The organism is Enterococcus sp. DIV0210g (assembly GCF_050559705.1).
Classification (GTDB): domain Bacteria; phylum Bacillota; class Bacilli; order Lactobacillales; family Enterococcaceae; genus Enterococcus_B; species Enterococcus_B faecalis_A.
This window is the reverse complement of the sequence record NZ_CP187903.1, coordinates 415844-433942: the sequence shown is the minus strand read 5'-3', so window position 1 is coordinate 433942 and position 18099 is coordinate 415844. Positions and strand designations below refer to the sequence as shown.

The window sequence follows — 18099 nt, the reverse complement described above, 5'->3', positions numbered from 1 at the left end:
GAGATGGCGGTGTTTTGTTTATCGGTTGTCAAAAGTATCATTGTTCTGGTTGTTGGTTTGAGCGACTTTTATTTCTACATTTTTCAATACCAGCTTTTCTACTGCTGCGATTCGGCCAAATTCTGCGGCTTCTATTTGGCAATCTTCAAATAGGATCTTTTCCATCGGTTTGTTTGGAAAAGCAACTAAGTCAAATGCGCGTGAAGATTTCTGGTCGTTTTTTTCTAGTGTTGCACGTACATTTTTGATATGGATGTTTCGGACTTTTGTCATTTGCAGCTCCTCAGGTATTTCTTCTGCAACCACGTGCCAGATTTCCGGATGGGGTATTTTATCTGTTGCTGTAACTTTTTTCCGATTGTATTCATTGTGCCAGTCCATGATCCAAGAAAAAGGAAACTGGACATTCGTCATTCGCAGATTTTCTACATTGATGTTTTCAATGAAGCCTCCTCTTTCTTTCGAAGATTTCATTCGAATACCGCAATCTGCATGGTCAAATTCAATATCATGGATAAAAACATCCCGTACTCCGCCGCTTACTTCACTTCCAATCGTAACGCCATATCCGCCCAATACTTTGCAATGATCGATTTCTATTTTTTCTGAAGGCTTGTTCACGCGTCGTCCATCGCCGTCTCTGCCGGATTTGATAGAAATACAGTCGTCTCCGCAGTCAAAAGAACATCCAGTTATGCGGATATCGGTTGAAGAATCAATGTCTATCCCATCTGTACTTGGTCCGTGATTGTTTTGGATCGTCAAGTTTTCTAAGTGTACGTTTCTGCTGTAAGTTACTTGGAGATTCCAAAAGCCGGAGCGTTCCAGATAGAGATCATTTATTGTTATGTTTTCTGCCTGATAGACTAAACAATTTCTTGGACGTTTTACAAGATAATCTGCCAACCAGCGCAATCCTTGCTGATCATATATTGCTCGTTGTCCGCTTTTTTGATCCTTTCCCCAGTAAAGATTCCACCAATATTCTCCTTGTCCATCGATACATCCGGGACCTTCGATTTTTACATTTTTCATTTCGATGATATTTACAATAGCTGCTGGCCATGAAAGTTCTATGCCTGCGATTCTTGTGGGGATTTCCGGATAATCATGGATATCAAGACTTCCTTTCAATACCGCTCCTTCTTCAAAAATCAAATGGCTGTTTTCTCTTAAAAACAATGAACCGACTAAATAAACACCTTCAGGAAACTTTACTGGAAGTTTTTGTTTTGCACCAGCGTCGATTGCTTGCTGGATGGCTTCTGTGTCTTTTGTCTTCCCATCAGCCATTGGATGGTACGTTAAAACATTGATTATTTTTTCCATAAGTACTCACCTTTATACTTTATTAAATAAAATGTTATTGATTATTTGTTTTTCCATTTATATGCCGCACGATTTGATAACGTTTTCAAAAATTATAAACTCTTTCGATGTGTTTTTATATTCACAATATTGATAGATAATTATATTATCTTGGTTTTTGAAGAAGGAAGGCAACGATATTTTTAAAAGGAGTCTGAAATATGCTTTTAATTAAACCTGTACTTAGTAACAAACACCCGCAAAAGCAGTGAAATATGCTTTTGCGGGTGTTCGTTTGTCGTTATATCTTAAACTGGTTTGCTTGTTTTTGTCCGTAGTAAGCACTCTCACCATGTTTCCGATAATAATGTTTATCTAAAAGATATTTTGGGATCTCTTGGATAGCAGGATTTAGTTTTTCATTTTCTTTTGCCATTAAACATATTTCATCCAAAATCAAACTATTTTCTACAGCATCTATAGGCGTTTTTCCCCAAGTAAACGGCCCGTGACCATAAACCAGCACACCAGGAACTTCATTCACTTTTAATCGTTTTTCTTCAAATGTTTCGACAATGACTTTGCCTGTATTTTTTTCGTAAGCATCCTTGACTTCTTCTTCAGTTAATTGACGTGTACAGGGTAGTTGGCAAAATGCCTCTACCGATAAAGAAAAGGTTATGGAACTCGTAAATAATAAAGAGGCAAGACAAATCCGGCTCGAATTAATTAACAGCCTGAGAAAAGCCGTTATAGAGACAGATAAAGAAAAAGAGCATTTGGAAGCTGCCAAATATTGGTATGAAAAATATCAAAAAGAACATAAAAAAGATTATGAAATAGTTAAAGAAATCGATGTTCTGGAAGGAACAGCTCGTTATTTTGATATAGCAGTTAACGTGCGTTCAACTATTGGGATGAACGCAAGCAAAGAAGCTGTTTATCAAAAATATCAGGAATTAATGGAAAAAGATTATGCTTTAAATTTTGATCGCGTAGATGGTTTGGCTGACAGTGAATCTTATGATTTAGGCGGCGCAGCAGGTATACTCCTTGAGAAGAATTCGAAAGATAAATCGTGGCAAAAAGAAGCAGAAAATGGCATACCTTTAGTTGAGACTCTTTTAAAAGACGTAAAAGCAGTACCGCAGCAACCTTCTCAAGAAATAAAAAATCTGATGAAAGAAATCGAAGAAAAACGTAAAAATCTCTAGGGAAAGATTTGCGATAATTTTTAAGCAAAAACAACAATCTGTGCTTGTCTTTAGAATAGTCTAACGACAGACGCAGCTATCATATTTGCAAATTTATAAGTCAAGGAGTGTTACTAGATGATCTCTAAATCAACTCTTTTTATAAAGAAATATCCGATTTCAGCTGCGCTGCGATTTGTTATTTTAGCAATAAGCATTTCATTGTTTGTCAATATGTTAACTGGCGGTCAACTATATAAATCGGGTTTGTTTTTCATACTGATTTTGATTATTTTAGATAGTATAAAAACTCAAAATAAAACATAAATAACCTTTTTTCCCTTCTGCTGCTTAATGCTGATAGAAGGGTTTTATGTTGCAATAAGCAGATTTTGCCCGTAAAAGTTCCAATGGTATACTTATAATGGCAACTGCCCTGTGAGTGGGTGTTACTGTGATTGAACAAGTAATTTCGTTGGTTATCGCTCCACTTCTTGTGGGTCTAATTCTTACTTTAGTTGATCATTGGTTAGATGATTAGTGGATAACTGAAGCAGTTGCCCTAACCCCAACGCTGCAGTCGCATCAGCGCATAAAAAAGCCCTTCTATTCTCAGTAGAAGGGCTTTTTGGTGTTACTTGTGATTGTTGTAATTTCGTTTCGCATCTAAATTATAGCATCCTCACAGTAAACTTGCAACTTTGTGTGTAGAGCTTCAATCATTCATTGTATAGTTTTATTTAGCTTTTTTATAGTGCTTATAAAGCGAATCGAAGCAGATTTTGCCAGTAAAAGTTTCAATGGTATACTTATTAATGGCAACTGCCCTGTGAGGGAGTGTTTGCTGTGTTCGAACAAATGATTTCGTTGGTTATCGCTCCACTTCTTGTGGGTCTAATTCTTACTTTAGTTGATCATTGGTTAGATGATTAGTGGATAACTGAAGCAGTTGCCCTAACCCCAACGCTGTAGTCGCATCAGCGCATAAAAAAGCCCTTCTATTCACAGTAGAAGGGCTTTTTGGTGTTTGACGTGTTCGTCATGATTTCGTTTCGCATCTAAATTATAGCATCCTCACGGTATACTTGCAACTTTGCGTATGCAGACTTAACCAGTGCATCCGAAAAATCAACTTTTTTTCTGATTGACAGGCTTAAAAAGTTAAACTATTCTTAGGAAAAGTTATTTATTAATTATTTCCAGGGAGAAGTTCGATGAAAAAGTCTGCTTTGCTATTTATTTTAATAGGCATTATTTTCTTGTCAGGATGCACTATCGAGGATGCCAACAATAATCAAGAGGTTAGCAATAAAGCAACCCGTTCTAGCGAAAGCGAAGTAATAATAAGCAGTAATATTATTTCTAGTTCCACAAATGAAGAAACCACAAGCAGTTCAACATCAACTAGCACTTTACAAACTACTTCAGAAGAAACAAGCACTACTGTTGAAACAGAAAACGAAATCTTATCAAACTATACCGACGATCAAATCGAATATGCTCGCATCTGGTTACAACTTGGCGCAAATCAGGCACTCGATACTTTGTACATTCAAAGAATCCCTGCTGGTACACCAATTGTTCCCTCCATTCCCGGAAGTGCTGTTTTCCCAGAAGACGTCATCCAGTTGTCTGGCGGACGCAGATTTGATGGTTCTGTGACTTATGGAAGTAATCATAACGGAACGATCAATGTCTATAATGTGCCAATCAACTTATATTGGGAATCGTATGCACAAAATGGAACACCCGATGCTGAAACACTTAAAATTGAAGCCCAAAAAGTTCTTAACAGCACGAAACTGGTGTCAGTAGATGTCGGTGATTCTGTACAAGTAAAACGTTTGATCCAATTAGAACAGTATACAGGTGATATTGTTTTACCAAATGAATGACACTTAATAAAAAAGCAGGATCTATTTATTATAGATCTTGCTTTTTTTTGCACTTATTATTGTCAATTTCCTTCCAACAAAAGATTCCAATAATTATCGTTCGCATTCTCATACTTTACTTCATCGATTTTTCTCCAACCTTGTGATTCATAAAATTTCAAGGCTGCTGTATTTTTAGATAAACATTTAAGTTTCATCGGCATCTCCAATACTTTTTTTGCTTCTTGTAAGAGAGCAGTTCCTGCACCGAGTCCTTGCTTTTCTGGAGAAACAAATAATGTATGGATAAAGTTATCTTCTACATATAAAGAAATGAATCCGACGATTTGTTTGTTGTCAGTTGCAACTAAAACCAGTTCATCTTTGGTATCATGATCAAAGTCAGCCAGATCGAATGCTGATTCATCTTCCCAAAAAAAGGCCTTTTTTCGTGAAATAAAATAAAGCTCTCTTAGTTCATTCCGCTGTTGTTCTGTCATCTTATCTATAACCATGTTATTTCCTCCGTTATCGACAATCTATTCTCTTAAATTTACCCTCTTCTTTTGTCAATAACAACCTTTTTCAGCTAACTTGTTTTGAATTTCCTTCTTATAAATAAAAAGAGCTATGCTTTGAACATAGCTCTTTGTTAAAATCATGAAACCGAGATAGAAATATCTTCGTTTAAATCCGTCTTTTCGCCGTTAGAAGCAATCACTTGCTGATACCAAGCAAAGGACCGTTTTTTTCTTCTTTCTAGCGTACCATTTCCTTGGTTATCTTTGTCTACATAGATGAAACCATAACGTTTTTCCATTTCGCCTGTTCCGGCAGAGACCAAATCGATGAATCCCCATGGTGTGTAACCCATCAAATCAATGCCGTCATATTCTACTGCTTCTTTCATCATCTCGATATGGGCAGCTAAATAGTCGATTCGATACGCATCATCGATTTGTCCATTTTCATCTGGCACATCAATGGCACCAAAGCCGTTTTCAACAATAAAGAGTGGTTTTTCATAACGGTCATTGAACCAATTCATCGCATAACGCATGCCCATTGGATCAATCTGCCAGCCCCAATCAGAAGCTTCAATAAATGGATTTTTTACCAAATCAGCCTCTTCATCATAATCGAAAGAAGGTCCTTTTCCTGTATCCTTGACTGCAAATGACATGTAGTAGCTGAACCCAATATAGTCCACACAGCCTTTTTTCAACGTTTCAAAATCTTCTTCTGTTCGATCAAGAGAATAGCCTTTTCGTCTAAAATAAGCTTCGATGAAACTCGGATAATGTCCGCGGCAATGCACATCAGTAAACCAATAACGCCGCTGCATTGCGACTGTTGCGGCCATCAATTCTTTGGGATCACAAGAATAACTGTATATCGGTACCATGGCAATCATACATCCCATCTGGAAATCGGGATTTATTTCACGAGCAATCTCCACCGCTTTTGCACTTGCAACTAATTCATAATGGGCCGCTTGATACATGATTTGTTCTCTGTCTTCTCCCTCTTCATAGCGAATACCTGAATTTGTAAAAGGGAAAAAGTCATTATTGTAATTTGTTTGATTGTTGATTTCATTAAATGTCATCCAATAGGTCACTTGATTTTTATAACGTTCGAAACATACTTCTGCAAATCGAACGAAGAAATCAATCATTTTTCGATTGCGCCAGCCGCCGTATTCTTCAACAAGATGATACGGCATCTCAAAATGCGACAAAGTAATCACAGGCTCTATGCCGTATTTATGACATTCATTGAATAAATCCTCATAAAAACGAAGCCCTTCTTCATTTGGTTCTGCTTCATCTCCATTTGGAAAAATCCTTGACCAAGCAATCGATGTGCGAAAACACTTTAATCCTAGTTCTGCGAATAATTTAACATCTTCTTTGTACCGGTGATAAAAATCGATTGCTTCATGATTTGGATAATAATTACCTTCAATTACACCGTCTGTGATTTTTCGGGGAATACCATTTGCGCCAGCGGTCATGACATCAGCAACACTGATCCCTTTGTTTCCTTCTTGCCAGCCGCCTTCTAATTGATGGGCTGCGACAGCTCCGCCCCATAAAAAATCTTTTCTTAAGCTACTCATTTCGCCACTTCCTTTACTTTAAATCTTGCTTTCGTTTACTCCTTCTGCTGCTTCCACAGCTTCTGCACCTGTAACCGGCACTTCCGGAGCTTCGGTCGTTCCCATTTCTTCTACTTCATCCAATGTCATATCGTTTTCTTGTGCGTAGTTCAATTCATCTATTTTCTTCACAAATGGCAGGTAAATGAAGAAGCCGATCGTTAGTACAAATACTTGTAAAAGCGCTGCTTGCCAACCTCCAACCAAAAATCCAGAAATGATCGGCGGGGTCGTCCAAGGTACTTGGACTGCCGTGAACAGCGGAACAAGCCCTGTATATAATGCAAAATAAGTGATCAAACCAGAAACGATTGGTGTCAAGATAAATGGAATCGCCATGATTGGGTTCATAACGATTGGTGCTGCAAAAATAATCGGTTCATTGATGTTGAAAACAGCTGGTGCAACGGATAATCGGCCTAATTGTTTGAACTGGGCTGATTTCGAGAAAAAGACCATATACATTACTACGCCGATCGTCATCCCAGCACCTGTAACTGTCATAAATTGGTCAAGGAACTGCTGGGTAACGATATGTCCGCCATTTGCAACAGTCAATTCTCTTCCAGAATCCAAAATTTGTGTGTTCGCTAATGAATTTGCTTGCAAGATCGGACCCATGATCCCGCCGACGATCGTTGAACCATGCACCCCGAAAAACCATAGGAAAGGAACTAAGAATCCTAACATGACGGCTCCGCCTAGCGAATCGGTCACTCCTTGGATTGGGCTTTAGATCACTTCATAGATCCATTCCACAAATGTCGTATGGAATACTACATCAAATAAAATATAAATAAGCATCGCTGCTGTAATCAATACAGCGGCAGGAATAAGTGCGGTAAAAGAGTTCGCTACATTATCTGGCACTTGCTCAGGCAGCTTGATCCGAATATCTCGTTTTAAAAACCATACATAGCCCCAGCCGACAAACAGTCCAACAAAAATGGCGCTGATCATTCCTTGACCGCCAGTCCATGTTTTATCGATGATATTTCCGATCGTGATACCAGACTCAGGATCTGTGACATCAGAACTCATTGTCAGCAAAAAAATCACCAAACTGATCATTCCAGCTGGAAGACCCTCAAAACCTTCTGCTTTTACATAAGAATATGCAATGCCCATTACTGCAAAAATCGCCATGATTGCAAAAGATGCGCCATATGCTTGGTTAAAATAAATACCTAATCCAGAATTAGTGACCCATTCTGAAATGATCGGGACTGGGAAATTTGCTAACAGCAGAAAAACTGACCCTACGATCGTAAAGGGCATCGTGTACAGCATCCCATTCCGCAGTGCCGTGATTGGTTTCGTGTTTACAAATGTTAAAACGGAGGGTAAAACTTTATTGTTGATCCATTCGTTCATCTTCATTCTCTCCTTTTCTATTTTGTAGGCTCTTTCCAAAAAAATAAATGCAGTCGAAACTTTTTTGTATCCGTTTACATCTTTACTATATCTCATTATTCTTCTGACAAACATATTTGGCTGTTCAAGAAAAACATGTTCCAACGAAAAAAACAAAAAAGTGAAAGTTTCACACCTATTTCTTCCAAAATCAAGAAAAAAGCAGCAAATTACCGCTGATTTGCTGCTTTCTAAAAATATTTTCTTCCATTGAGCTAGCCATTCGTCTGATTATTTATCCGCTCATCTAATACTTGGCTGGCTTTTTGTCCCAAAATCTCCAGGAGAGCGATTACTGGAACTTGTGTCGTCAAATTAAGAGAAGTATCTTTCCCGCGAGCTTCCGGCATATAATAAGAAATATTATAATCCGCTAAGCGTGAAATCGTGGACGTTTCATCATTTGTCAAACTTAAAACAGCAGCGCCATTTCTTTTGAGCGTTTCCGTTTTCTCGATTATCACATCGGTTTCTCCTGATACAGACAAAATAATGGCAAGTGTTGTTGTCAACCCCCGTGAAGGAACGGGTTCAAAAGGATCAGTAATACTGTATGCATTTAGTCCAAGATTGACAAAATAGCGGCTGCCGTAGCTTCCTAAAACACCACTTGTGCCAATGCCGATAAAAGAAACATGATTAGCTGAAACGATCATATCCACTGCATTTTGAATCACTTTCTGGTAACTATCATTATTTATTCTTTTCAAAAAATGATCGATCTGAACTGTTGCATCATAATATTGTTCTAATGCTTTTTCTTTTTCCTGAAGCTCGTTTTTCTTAAGTACATATTTCAGTTCTGAAAATCCCTGAAAGCCCAGCTTGGTACAGCATCTCAAAATCGTTGAAGTCGAGACATGACAAGATTCGGAAAGCTGGCGGATCGTTAAAGAAGGAATTTCTGCTGTGTGGGTCAAAAGATAGTCATACACCAACATTTCTAATTCATTCAGCTGCTTGATCTTTTCTGCTTCGAACAAACTACCACCTCCTGATTCATTGACTTTAATTATAGCAAATATAGAAATAACAAAACTAGTATTTATATTTTATATCGTCGTTATTAAAAAGGACCTTTTCGTGAATAAGACATAACGAATTATCTTATTTAAACAAAAAAGGCGCGAGCAAGAGAAGCTCGCGTCTTTTGACCGGATATCAATTGTTGGTTTTTATATAGAAAGAATACCTAATCCTGCACCAATATGCTTACCTGCCAGCAGCTGTTTTTTTGCTTGCCGCTGCAAACTCGTTTTTTCAGGGTAATCCTGAATTTGAGCATCTGCACGTTTAAAAATCCACGGAACGCCGCTGTCATTCGTTTCGTCCACTGTCAAAAGCTCATAATTGTCAGCAAAACGTCTGATTTTTGATTCAGGTTTGAGCCATGTTGAAAGATTCGGCGACAACAACCATGTATCAGTATAGATGGCTTGATATTGATATCTTGGGAAATACAGTCGAAAAAAAACAGCCGCTTGATGGTAACTGTTTGTGATTTTTTCTGGTGACAAATCAGCATCTGAAGGAATATGTACTGATAAGCTTTCTTTTCCTGCCAATTCTGCTTTTTTGTCATTTTGCGGAAATTTCGTCAATTCATATTCTAATTCACCGATTCGAAAAATCAGTCCGCTGATTTGACGCCAAATCCAGAAACCGCGATTAAACTGATAAACTGCTGCTGCTTCATAGTATTCTTGGATAAATCGCGAAAATGCCTTCATTGTATCGATATAGATTTCTTTTGGGATATTCAATGGCCGATAGATTTTTTCCCAACTCAAAGATGCAGCATATAAATAAATCGCTAATGCTGTAAAGTTATCTTCTTGATATTTTTCATCTAATTCTTTTGCCGCATTTTTTGCTGTGCGAGCGTCAAGAAGTTTGCGACCCCAATGCTCAAAATATTCAGCAGGAATCGTCTTTGCTTTTTTCTGTACGTGTTCAGCAACGACTTCAGGAAGTTCGATCGATTCTGTTAATTTCGTTAATTCATTGATGATTTTTTCCATATATTTTCTCCTATTTTTAACAAACCATTTAGATAAACGACAGTAATTCCACTTGCAAAAAGACAACGTTTTCAAAAAACTTTTTGCTTTCATCTCGATTTTCTTTAAGTACGATTCCTATTAATTATATAACTGCATCAATAATAACACAATTGATTTTATTTTTTAAAATAACAAAAAAATCTTTATATTTAAAAAATGGATTTTTTTCAGCATTTTTACTTGGGAGCCTTTACTTTCTGAACTAGTCTGCTTCCAATCTTTTTTTCAAAAAATGTTTTTTTATTTCTTTTTTAAAAAAATAAAATGCTCATTCCAGGCTTTTAACCGCAAGTTCACAGACACTATATATTGTGTCTCCATTCCTTATAACACTAAAAAACCACAAAATCTAGACTTTAATTATAAAAAAACAAGAGTAGAATAAAGTTTAGATTTTAGAGATTGGATGTGTTTTTTTTGAAACTTACAGTATTTTGCGGCTCCCGTTTTGGTGATAAAGAAAGTTACAGATTTATTGCCCAAACGTTAGGAAAATATATGGCACAAGAAGAAATTGAACTGGTTTACGGCGGTTCTAATTCTGGCATTATGGGAACAATCAGTAAAACGGTCATGGAAAACAATGGAAAAGTCACAGGAATTTATCCTGTGGGTCTTTTTGATGAAGAATTTCCTGAAACAGATGTCACAACTTTTATCCCAACCCAAACGATCGACGAAAGAAAGGTTTTGTTGTTTGAAAAAGGAGATGCTGTTTTGATCTTCCCTGGTGGTTTAGGAACATTAGAAGAATTTTCACAACTGCTTTCTTGGATCGCCATTGGTCTTTCTCCGGATAAACCGATCGGGATCTTGAACGTCGGCGGCTATTATACTGGATTAGAAACCCTATTGAATACTTTTGCTGAAGAAGGATTTATGGATAAAAAATGGTTGGATCGCGTGTTCTTTTCAAACAATCCGTTAGAGCTTGTGGATCTTCTGCAAGCCGAAACAAATGACAACCTTACACTATTGAAGGAGGCAAAATAATGAGTCGAATCTATCTAGCAGGACCGTTTTTTTCAAAGGAGCAAATCGAGCGGATAAGCCGCATTGAAAAAGCATTGACGGAAAATACAACAGTAACAAGCTTTTATTCTCCAAGAGAGCATCAAGAGACCAATTATGACATGTTCAGCGCTGGCTGGGCGCAAGAAATTTATGAATTGGATATGAAAGAATTAACAGAGGCGGATGCCGTTGCAGCAATTTTAGACTTTGAGCATCAATCCACGGATCCAGGAACCGCGTACGAATTGGGCGCTGCTGCGATGATGAACAAACCTGTCATCGTTGTCCAAGAAGAAACATTCCCGACGAATTTGATGATTACTCAAAGTCTGCATGCTTACTTGAAAACAGCAGAAGAGTTGAAAAACTATGATTTCGACAAACTGCCTGCTAAAAATTACCAGGGTGAATACCTGTAAAAATAACAGCTTTATTAAACCATTTTTTCCAGCGCGTATATGAATAGCAAAAATGTGCTTCTTGTCAGTAATTTTCGGAATCGAATATTTTGACGTATCTTTTTCTTAAACATAAAATAAAGAAAAAATATTCTGGAGGAATTCACATGAACATTGCTATTATCGGCGCCACTGGAAATGCTGGTTCACATATTTTGAAAGAAGCACAAGATCGTCAAATCGATGCAACAGCTATCGTCCGCTCTCCGGAAAAACTGCCAGCAGATGTTCCTTATTTTCAAAAAGATCTTTACCAACTGACAAAAGAAGATTTAGCACCTTTTGATGTCGTTATTGATGCTTTCAATGCGCCGCAAGGTAAAGAAGAAATGCATAAAACTTCGATCGATCATCTCTTATCGATCTTACATGGCACTCAAACACGCTTATTGGTCGTTGGCGGGGCTTCCTCGTTATTCTTGGATGAAGAGAAGCATACGAGAATGATCGACAATGTGCCTGAAAATGCGCCCTTCTATCCTACTGCCTACAATATGTCACAAGCATTGCTTGATTTGAAAAATGTCAAAGATGTTTATTGGACTTATTTGAGTCCGGCTGCTTCTTTTGATCCAAATGGCGAACGGACAGGCGATTATCAAATAAGTGACGATCGTTTACTTAAGAATGCTTCTGGTGAAAGTTATATCAGTATGGCTGATTACGCTATTGCTATGATGGACGAGGCAGAAAACAATACACATTGCCAAGAACATATCAGTGTGGTGAGTCTGTAAATAAAAAGGAGCAGTTTCTTCAGTAAAAAAACAAAAAACCGGAAAACATACATAGATGTTTTCCGGTTTTTTCTTGAATTGTTTTTTCAGCTGACTCTCGGCGTTAAGCTTTATCCAGAAAAAATGTGAAAAGCCATTTTCTCTGGATAAAGAGTCTTAACGCTCAAGTCAAGGTGCTTTGCTCACGACCTCTAGATTGAAAACAACTCTGTCGCCTCATCTGGATCTGTATCATACACTTCAAAGGCTTCGCCGACACCTTTATCTTTTTCTCGCAAAACATTTTCCATGGTTAGATGTGCTAATTCTTTCAGATTATTTTCTCGGCTCAAATGCCCTAAATAGATGCGTTTTGTCCGATCACCAATAACATCTGTCATAACTAAAGCACCATCTTCATTGGATAAATGACCGCGGTCGCCTAAGATACGCTGCTTCAGATTCCATGGATAAGGGCCCATTCGCAGCATTTCCAAGTCATGATTACTTTCCATCAAATAACCATCAGCATTTTTGATCGTACCGCGCATATAGTCGCTGCAGTAACCTGTGTCTGTCAGCATCACGAATGATCGATTATCTTTATAGAAACGGTAAAACTGTGGTGCTGCTGCATCATGGGAAACACCAAAGCTTTCGATATCTAAATCGCCAAACGTTTGGACTTTGCCCATTTCGAAAAGATGCTTTTGCTCAACTGGGACATTGCCGATCATTGTATCCATCGCTTCCCACGTTTTTTCGTTGGCATAGACATCTAGTTTATATTTTCGTGCAAGAACGCCTACTCCATGGATATGATCGCGATGCTCGTGGGTAACCAAGATCCCATCTAATTGATCTGGTGTCCGGTCGATCTGAGCCATGAGAGAAGTGATTTTTTTCCCGCTTAATCCTGCATCAACCAGCAATTTTTTTTTGCCGGTTTCGATGTAAAGCGAGTTTCCAGAACTTCCGCTGGCAAGGATACTGATTTTAAAAGCTGCATTTTCTTCAGCCATTGTAACTAAGACTTCCCTTCTTACATCATTCAACATTTTTACATTATACGATTATTTTTATTGATCTTCCACTTTTGGTACTGCATTATTTGTGATGATCGTATTATTCAATGCGTTGACAGTCTCAACTTGAACACTTTTATCGCTGGTTTCGATGGCAATATACCATACCGGGACGTAGACATTTTTTTCTCTTACTTTCAAAATACGCGTATACGCAAGTTTTCTCCAAAGAATCTTGGAACCGCTGGAAATCTTATTGTTGATATACAACGTCTTGACAGCATCTTCTTCCGAGTATAGGTCCATCTTTTCCCGTAACTGTTCGATATGAGACAAATGTGTTTGGGAATACTTCGTGACTTTTAGCTTATCATCGCTGTTGTCGATCGTCAGTGTCAATTTGGATGTATCATCATGGAACGGAATCCCTTCATATTGCTGGCTGGCTTCTATTTCTGGAAACTCGTTGTCCAATGAAGAAAATTGCGGCGTGTATACATATTCCCTGCCAAATAAAACATTGTCGCTGTTTCGTAAAAATTTATTCAGATCGTCCTTCACATTTTCTGGATCGATCATATAGCGTGCTGATTCTGTAGAAGACAACTCGTTCGTCAATACATTATCATGGACACTTACCCCATTTTTCAACACGCCGCTTGAATTATCATCTTGCGTTTTTCGATAATCCACTAGTGATTCATAAATGCTTGTTTGTTCTGCACTAAGGTAATAACCTTGTCTTATTTCTGTGGAAAGTTTTCCTTCATACGTAATATCATCACTCGTCAAACGCTGTTGGATCGATTCTGTCTGGTCATAACGAATAACATTGTTTTCTTGGTTCACAGCTTCATGATAGATGCTGAATAAAAAGATATTCAGTCCTAAGAAGGCAATGAAGAAGATCCATTCGATTTTCTTAAAATCCATCTATTCAGCCTCCATTTCTGGAAGTTTGTCTAACAGTTCATTTGCAGAGAACCAATTATTATTGTATTTTACATACCATTCTGGAAGCAGATCAACGACTCGATTCGTTTCTTTGATATTCTGCCATGTATAGCCGATCACGACTGAATGGATCGCTTCTTTTTTTGCCCCTTTATCAATCAGCTGCTGAATGATATCCGACGTACTTGGAAGTTCCACTTCTTCATCAGAAGGTATCGGAACTTGGATGGTATTCAAACTTGTCTGGATATTGACTTTTGATTCATTTTCAACCGCTACACGAACCTTGCCTTTATTTTCTGTTCCAAAAACAGGGAAACCTTCAATAAATATCCGGTAATCGATCTGTGTATTCTCTCGGTCAAAATAACGAAGATTGCCTAGCGCGCTGCCTAATCTGCTGATATAAGCCGATGTTTCGCTGTAAAAGTCTTTCCCGATTTCATCCTGCGGCAATGTACCGCCAAAATCAACTTCCTGTGTTTCTGACTTGATTGTCAAAGACTCATTATTCCCGTAAAAAACAAGTTCATTGCTTTCGTCATTATTCATTACTTCATCTGGTGATTGGAAGAAAGAATTTCGGAATAAGGTATAGGTCTGCTGCGAAAGGATATAACTGTATTTTTTCAGTTTTACCGATTTTTCGGTATCATATTGCCGTTTCAAAAGCGAATCGGTTTGACTCATAGCGATCCACTTGTTGTTTCCAGTGTCCATTTCTTTTTTGATGGTTGTCCAATCTAATACAAGATTCGCTTCATAGATCGTATGATGCGCAAAATTGAAAAATCGGAGTTTATTCTCTTTTTCATCAAATTGGACACGGGTAAAGTATTCTGCCGTTCCTTCTTTAGGTAATCCAGAAAGATCTATTCCCAGGTCAAAAGCAGTTTTGTATTCACTAATCAAAAATGGTGCGACATAGCTCAATTCAAATCCGTCCGTGATATCCAAACGTTCATTAAAAGCATTTTGGTCTCCCGATACTGTTTCTGTCAGCTTTCCAAATCTTGCTTGAGTAATATGGTTTTGCAAACGAGTGATCAGGTTCTCGCTATTTGTTTCCTGGATCTTACCGCCTTTGTGTTGCGTCACACGCAATGGCAGAAAAATCTCGGAAGTACTTCGATTGCTTTGCGTATCTGAGATCATTTGCGAATTTGATTCATCCACATCGATCGTTTTTTTGCTCGCTGGACTTAGCCAAATCACATAGGAGAAATAAAGACTAAGGATGATCATAGCAATCAATCCGATGCGGACGACTTTTTCTGATATTCTCATTCCCACCATTCCTCCTCATAAGGTTCATATGGCAAGGAGATATAGAAAGTAGAGCCTTGCCCTTCTTTGCTTTCAGCCCAGATCGAGCCGCCGTGCGATTTGATCACTTCTTTAGAGATTGCTAACCCTAAACCTGTTCCGCCTTGCGCTCTTGCCCGTGCCTTGTCCACTCGGTAAAAACGTTCGAATACACGATTAAGGTCTTTTTTCGGAATCCCCAGACCTTGGTCGCTGATACTCAAAACGATGTTATTATGTGTTTCTAAAAGACGACAAGTAATTGTTCCGCCATCTGGTGAATATTTGATTGCATTATTCATGATATTATCGATCACTTGGATGATTTTATCTGTGTCGATTTCTACCCATAGATCTCTTTGGGTAAATTCTCTGACGATCTTATATTTCTTTTCTTGATTGACGACCATCATATCAAAGCGATCCAATACAAAATTGATCAACTCATTGAAATTCACATATTCCAGCTGAAGCGGTGTGTTCCCAGCATCCATTCTGGAAAGACTAAGCAGATCATTAATCATGCGGATCATGCGGTCTGTTTCATCTAACGTGACTTTCAAAAAGTTGGGGGCGATTTCTTCTTCTCTCCAAGCGCCTTCGCTCAATGCTTCGATATAACTTCGCATACTCGTTAATGGCGTACGCAATTCATGAGAAACATTTGAAACAAATTCGCGACGGTCGCGTTCGTTTTTCTCTTGTTCCGTTACATCATGCAAAACAGCTACTAGACCGCTGATAAAACCTGATTCGCGACGGATCATCGAAAAATCGACGCGCAAGATCATCTGCGTATTTTCGGTTTCGTCCGAGCGGTCTAAAATCATTTCGCTTGGATTTTCCAACAGTTTGCGCAGGGTGTATTCTTCTTCAATATCTAAAAGTGTTAAAATCGATTGTCCAATTGCTTCTTCATTTTTCACATCTAAAAGGGAAAGAGCCATATCGTTGATGGTAATGACTTTTCCTCGGCGGTCAGTAGCGACGACACCATCTGTCATATGAGAAAGTACGCTGTCTAACCGGTTTCTTTCTGCTTCCATCGTGTCTTGCGCTTCTTCGATTCTTTCTGCCAGCTGATTAAATGTATCTGCCAGTTGTCCAAGTTCATCTTGTCCGTGGACTTTGACTTTTCTGCTGTAGTCTCCTCTTGCGATTCGGATTGCTTGCTCCCTCATCTCACCAATTGGCTGGGTGATGGACCTTGCAATCAAGACAGCAACGATAATTGAGATAAATGCAGCAATCAATGAAGCGGTGAAGAAAATAAATGCAGTATTATTGATTTCTCCATATTTCTGTTCGATATTGCTTCTGACGTAAAGAGCCCCGATAACGGCATCACCGGTCGGGGACAAGATAGGTTGGACATTGATATTTACTCGGTTGCCATTTTTATCTAAAGCGACATATCTTTTCGTTGTAAAATCATTGATATCCGCATAATCATTCTTCTTGCCCACGGAGTTCTGCTCACTTACATCCGTTGTTCCTCGAATGATCCCTCTTTCATCAACCACTCGAATCTCGAGGATATCGCTGGATTTGCTGTTTTCGATAAATCGTTTGATATTTGCGTTGACTTCTTCTGCTTCATTGCTGTCTTTGCGATTAAGTTCCGGAGAGACCGTCGCAGCCAATGAAACAACGGTTTGGTTCATATCTTTGATAAACGTATCGATTGTCGAACGCTCAAGGCCTCGTATAAAATACGCGCCAATGATTTCGATCGAGATCAACAAAATCAAGATAAACGTAATGGCGATCTTGAAATTGACCGATCGAAAAAAGCGGACTTTTTTCTTCATTCCATTACTCCTGTTCCGGGTTGCGCAAATAATAACCTACCCCGCGGCGCGTGACCAAATAGCTTGGGTGGCTTGGGTTGTCTTCGATTTTTTCACGAAGACGTCTTACAGTTACGTCAACTGTTCGTACATCACCGAAATAATCATAGCCCCATACTGTCTGCAGCAAATGTTCCCGTGTCATTACTTGACCAAGATGTTTTGCTAAATAAAACAATAATTCAAACTCACGGTGAGTCAATTCGATTGTTTCTCCTCGTTTGGTGACCATGTATGCATCAGGATGGATCGTCAAATCACCAATGTTCAATTCTGATGGCGCTGCTTCTTCTGTTTCTTTCGCTGCTGCAGCTCCGCGTCGCAGATTTGCTTTGACACGTGCAACTAATTCACGGTTTGAAAAAGGTTTTGTCACATAATCATCTGCGCCTAGTTCCAAGCCTAATACTTTATCGATTTCGGAATCTTTGGCCGTGACCATAATAATCGGCATATCATATGTTTTGCGGACTTCCCGCGCGACTTCTAAGCCGTCCATTTTCGGCAGCATCAAATCTAATAAAATCAAATCCGGTACAACTTCTTCAACTCTTTCTAAGGCTTCTTCGCCATCGTAAGCAGTGTAAACGTCATATCCTTCTTTTGCTAAGTTAAATTTGACAATATCTGAAATCGGCTTCTCATCATCGACAACTAAAATTTTCTTCATAAAGAGCCACCTCTTCTTTTATTCTTGTCCATACTTTTTCATTATACCGTATTTCGGGTTCTGTTTCATCTTTGCATTTTGAAAGCAATGAAAAG

17 protein-coding genes and 2 pseudogenes are annotated in these 18099 nt (G+C 38.5%); 7 read left to right on the top strand and 12 right to left on the bottom strand.

Going from position 1 to position 18099, the window contains the following annotated elements; genetic code table 11:
• Window positions 1-18 precede the first annotated feature (18 nt).
• Both IGI64_RS02135 and IGI64_RS02130 read right to left on the bottom strand, forming a co-directional pair.
• The gene (locus IGI64_RS02135; RefSeq protein ID WP_429939339.1) at window positions 19-1329 is read right to left on the bottom strand and encodes a glycoside hydrolase family 28 protein; all 1311 of its coding nucleotides are present in this window, start codon (window positions 1327-1329) and stop codon (window positions 19-21) included.
• Between the two features lie 280 nt (window positions 1330-1609).
• Window positions 1610-1954 (bottom strand): annotated as a pseudogene (locus IGI64_RS02130) (class II aldolase/adducin family protein); the annotation flags it as partial.
• A gap of 34 nt (window positions 1955-1988) precedes the next feature.
• Between IGI64_RS02130 and IGI64_RS02125 the strand changes: the two are divergent.
• The 4 genes from IGI64_RS02125 to IGI64_RS02110 all read left to right on the top strand — a co-directional run bounded on the left by IGI64_RS02125 (window position 1989) and on the right by IGI64_RS02110 (window position 4396).
• Complete coding sequence (locus IGI64_RS02125) at window positions 1989-2522, top strand: hypothetical protein (RefSeq protein WP_429940785.1); 534 nt, start codon at window positions 1989-1991, stop codon at window positions 2520-2522.
• A 421-nt stretch (window positions 2523-2943) separates the two neighbouring features.
• Window positions 2944-3042 carry a type I toxin-antitoxin system Fst family toxin gene (locus IGI64_RS02120; RefSeq protein WP_429939338.1) on the top strand — a complete coding sequence of 33 codons (99 nt, stop codon included), beginning with the start codon at window positions 2944-2946 and terminating at the stop codon, window positions 3040-3042.
• 317 nt (window positions 3043-3359) lie between these two features.
• On the top strand, window positions 3360-3434 hold the full coding sequence (locus IGI64_RS02115) for a type I toxin-antitoxin system Fst family toxin (RefSeq protein ID WP_429940741.1): 75 nt from the start codon (window positions 3360-3362) through the stop codon (window positions 3432-3434).
• A gap of 281 nt (window positions 3435-3715) precedes the next feature.
• On the top strand, window positions 3716-4396 hold the full coding sequence (locus tag IGI64_RS02110) for a hypothetical protein (protein WP_429939337.1): 681 nt from the start codon (window positions 3716-3718) through the stop codon (window positions 4394-4396).
• A 62-nt stretch (window positions 4397-4458) separates the two neighbouring features.
• Here the strand turns inward: IGI64_RS02110 and IGI64_RS02105 are convergent, their stop codons facing one another.
• The 5 genes and pseudogenes from IGI64_RS02105 to IGI64_RS02085 form a co-directional block, all read right to left on the bottom strand.
• Entirely contained in the window at window positions 4459-4890 is a 432-nt protein-coding gene (locus tag IGI64_RS02105; RefSeq protein ID WP_429939336.1) for a GNAT family N-acetyltransferase, read from the bottom strand.
• 143 nt (window positions 4891-5033) lie between these two features.
• Entirely contained in the window at window positions 5034-6497 is a 1464-nt protein-coding gene (locus IGI64_RS02100) for a 6-phospho-beta-glucosidase (protein WP_429939335.1), read from the bottom strand.
• A gap of 18 nt (window positions 6498-6515) precedes the next feature.
• Window positions 6516-7910, bottom strand: a pseudogene (locus IGI64_RS02095) (PTS sugar transporter subunit IIC).
• Between the two features lie 254 nt (window positions 7911-8164).
• The gene (locus IGI64_RS02090) at window positions 8165-8932 is read right to left on the bottom strand and encodes a MurR/RpiR family transcriptional regulator (protein ID WP_429939334.1); all 768 of its coding nucleotides are present in this window, start codon (window positions 8930-8932) and stop codon (window positions 8165-8167) included.
• A 192-nt stretch (window positions 8933-9124) separates the two neighbouring features.
• Window positions 9125-9970: an acyltransferase domain-containing protein gene (locus IGI64_RS02085; RefSeq protein WP_429939333.1), complete on the bottom strand. Its 846-nt coding sequence runs from the start codon at window positions 9968-9970 to the stop codon at window positions 9125-9127.
• Window positions 9971-10429: 459 nt separating this feature from the next.
• Here IGI64_RS02085 and IGI64_RS02080 point away from each other — a divergent pair, with 459 nt between their 5' ends.
• From IGI64_RS02080 to IGI64_RS02070, 3 genes are all read left to right on the top strand, one after another.
• The gene (locus IGI64_RS02080) at window positions 10430-11005 is read left to right on the top strand and encodes a TIGR00730 family Rossman fold protein (RefSeq protein WP_429939332.1); all 576 of its coding nucleotides are present in this window, start codon (window positions 10430-10432) and stop codon (window positions 11003-11005) included.
• Window positions 11005-11445, top strand: coding sequence for a nucleoside 2-deoxyribosyltransferase (locus IGI64_RS02075; protein WP_429939331.1), 441 nt, complete (start codon window positions 11005-11007; stop codon window positions 11443-11445). Before IGI64_RS02080 ends, IGI64_RS02075 begins: the two co-directional genes overlap by 1 nt.
• Window positions 11446-11591: 146 nt before the next feature.
• Window positions 11592-12221 (top strand): NAD(P)-dependent oxidoreductase, encoded by a 630-nt coding sequence (locus IGI64_RS02070; RefSeq protein WP_429939330.1) that lies wholly within the window; start codon window positions 11592-11594, stop codon window positions 12219-12221.
• Between the two features lie 191 nt (window positions 12222-12412).
• Here the strand turns inward: IGI64_RS02070 and IGI64_RS02065 are convergent, their stop codons facing one another.
• From IGI64_RS02065 to yycF, 5 genes are read right to left on the bottom strand one after another with little or no spacing between them, the layout of a single operon-like run.
• Window positions 12413-13222 carry an MBL fold metallo-hydrolase gene (locus tag IGI64_RS02065; RefSeq protein ID WP_034862848.1) on the bottom strand — a complete coding sequence of 270 codons (810 nt, stop codon included), beginning with the start codon at window positions 13220-13222 and terminating at the stop codon, window positions 12413-12415.
• A 57-nt stretch (window positions 13223-13279) separates the two neighbouring features.
• The gene (locus IGI64_RS02060) at window positions 13280-14158 is read right to left on the bottom strand and encodes a two-component system regulatory protein YycI (protein ID WP_016625061.1); all 879 of its coding nucleotides are present in this window, start codon (window positions 14156-14158) and stop codon (window positions 13280-13282) included.
• Window positions 14159-15466 (bottom strand): YycH family regulatory protein, encoded by a 1308-nt coding sequence (locus IGI64_RS02055; protein ID WP_429939329.1) that lies wholly within the window; start codon window positions 15464-15466, stop codon window positions 14159-14161.
• The gene (gene walK, locus IGI64_RS02050) at window positions 15463-17295 is read right to left on the bottom strand and encodes a cell wall metabolism sensor histidine kinase WalK (RefSeq protein WP_016625063.1); all 1833 of its coding nucleotides are present in this window, start codon (window positions 17293-17295) and stop codon (window positions 15463-15465) included. Before walK ends, IGI64_RS02055 begins: the two co-directional genes overlap by 4 nt.
• A 4-nt stretch (window positions 17296-17299) precedes the next feature.
• On the bottom strand, window positions 17300-18004 hold the full coding sequence (yycF, locus tag IGI64_RS02045; protein ID WP_016625064.1) for a response regulator YycF: 705 nt from the start codon (window positions 18002-18004) through the stop codon (window positions 17300-17302).
• Between the last annotated feature and the right edge of the window lie 95 nt (window positions 18005-18099).

What these genes read in the sequence shown, in the direction of transcription:
- IGI64_RS02135 (WP_429939339.1), bottom strand. Translation starts at nt 1,329, where the DNA reads ATGGAAAAAATAATCAATGTTTTAACGTACCATCCAATGGCTGATGGG.
- IGI64_RS02125 (WP_429940785.1), top strand. Translation starts at nt 1,989, where the DNA reads ATGGAACTCGTAAATAATAAAGAGGCAAGACAAATCCGGCTCGAATTA.
- IGI64_RS02110 (WP_429939337.1), top strand. Translation starts at nt 3,716, where the DNA reads ATGAAAAAGTCTGCTTTGCTATTTATTTTAATAGGCATTATTTTCTTG.
- IGI64_RS02105 (WP_429939336.1), bottom strand. Translation starts at nt 4,890, where the DNA reads ATGGTTATAGATAAGATGACAGAACAACAGCGGAATGAACTAAGAGAG.
- IGI64_RS02100 (WP_429939335.1), bottom strand. Translation starts at nt 6,497, where the DNA reads ATGAGTAGCTTAAGAAAAGATTTTTTATGGGGCGGAGCTGTCGCAGCC.
- IGI64_RS02085 (WP_429939333.1), bottom strand. Translation starts at nt 9,970, where the DNA reads ATGGAAAAAATCATCAATGAATTAACGAAATTAACAGAATCGATCGAA.
- IGI64_RS02075 (WP_429939331.1), top strand. Translation starts at nt 11,005, where the DNA reads ATGAGTCGAATCTATCTAGCAGGACCGTTTTTTTCAAAGGAGCAAATC.
- IGI64_RS02070 (WP_429939330.1), top strand. Translation starts at nt 11,592, where the DNA reads ATGAACATTGCTATTATCGGCGCCACTGGAAATGCTGGTTCACATATT.
- IGI64_RS02065 (WP_034862848.1), bottom strand. Translation starts at nt 13,222, where the DNA reads ATGGCTGAAGAAAATGCAGCTTTTAAAATCAGTATCCTTGCCAGCGGA.
- IGI64_RS02060 (WP_016625061.1), bottom strand. Translation starts at nt 14,158, where the DNA reads ATGGATTTTAAGAAAATCGAATGGATCTTCTTCATTGCCTTCTTAGGA.
- IGI64_RS02055 (WP_429939329.1), bottom strand. Translation starts at nt 15,466, where the DNA reads ATGAGAATATCAGAAAAAGTCGTCCGCATCGGATTGATTGCTATGATC.
- walK (WP_016625063.1), bottom strand. Translation starts at nt 17,295, where the DNA reads ATGAAGAAAAAAGTCCGCTTTTTTCGATCGGTCAATTTCAAGATCGCC.
- yycF (WP_016625064.1), bottom strand. Translation starts at nt 18,004, where the DNA reads ATGAAGAAAATTTTAGTTGTCGATGATGAGAAGCCGATTTCAGATATT.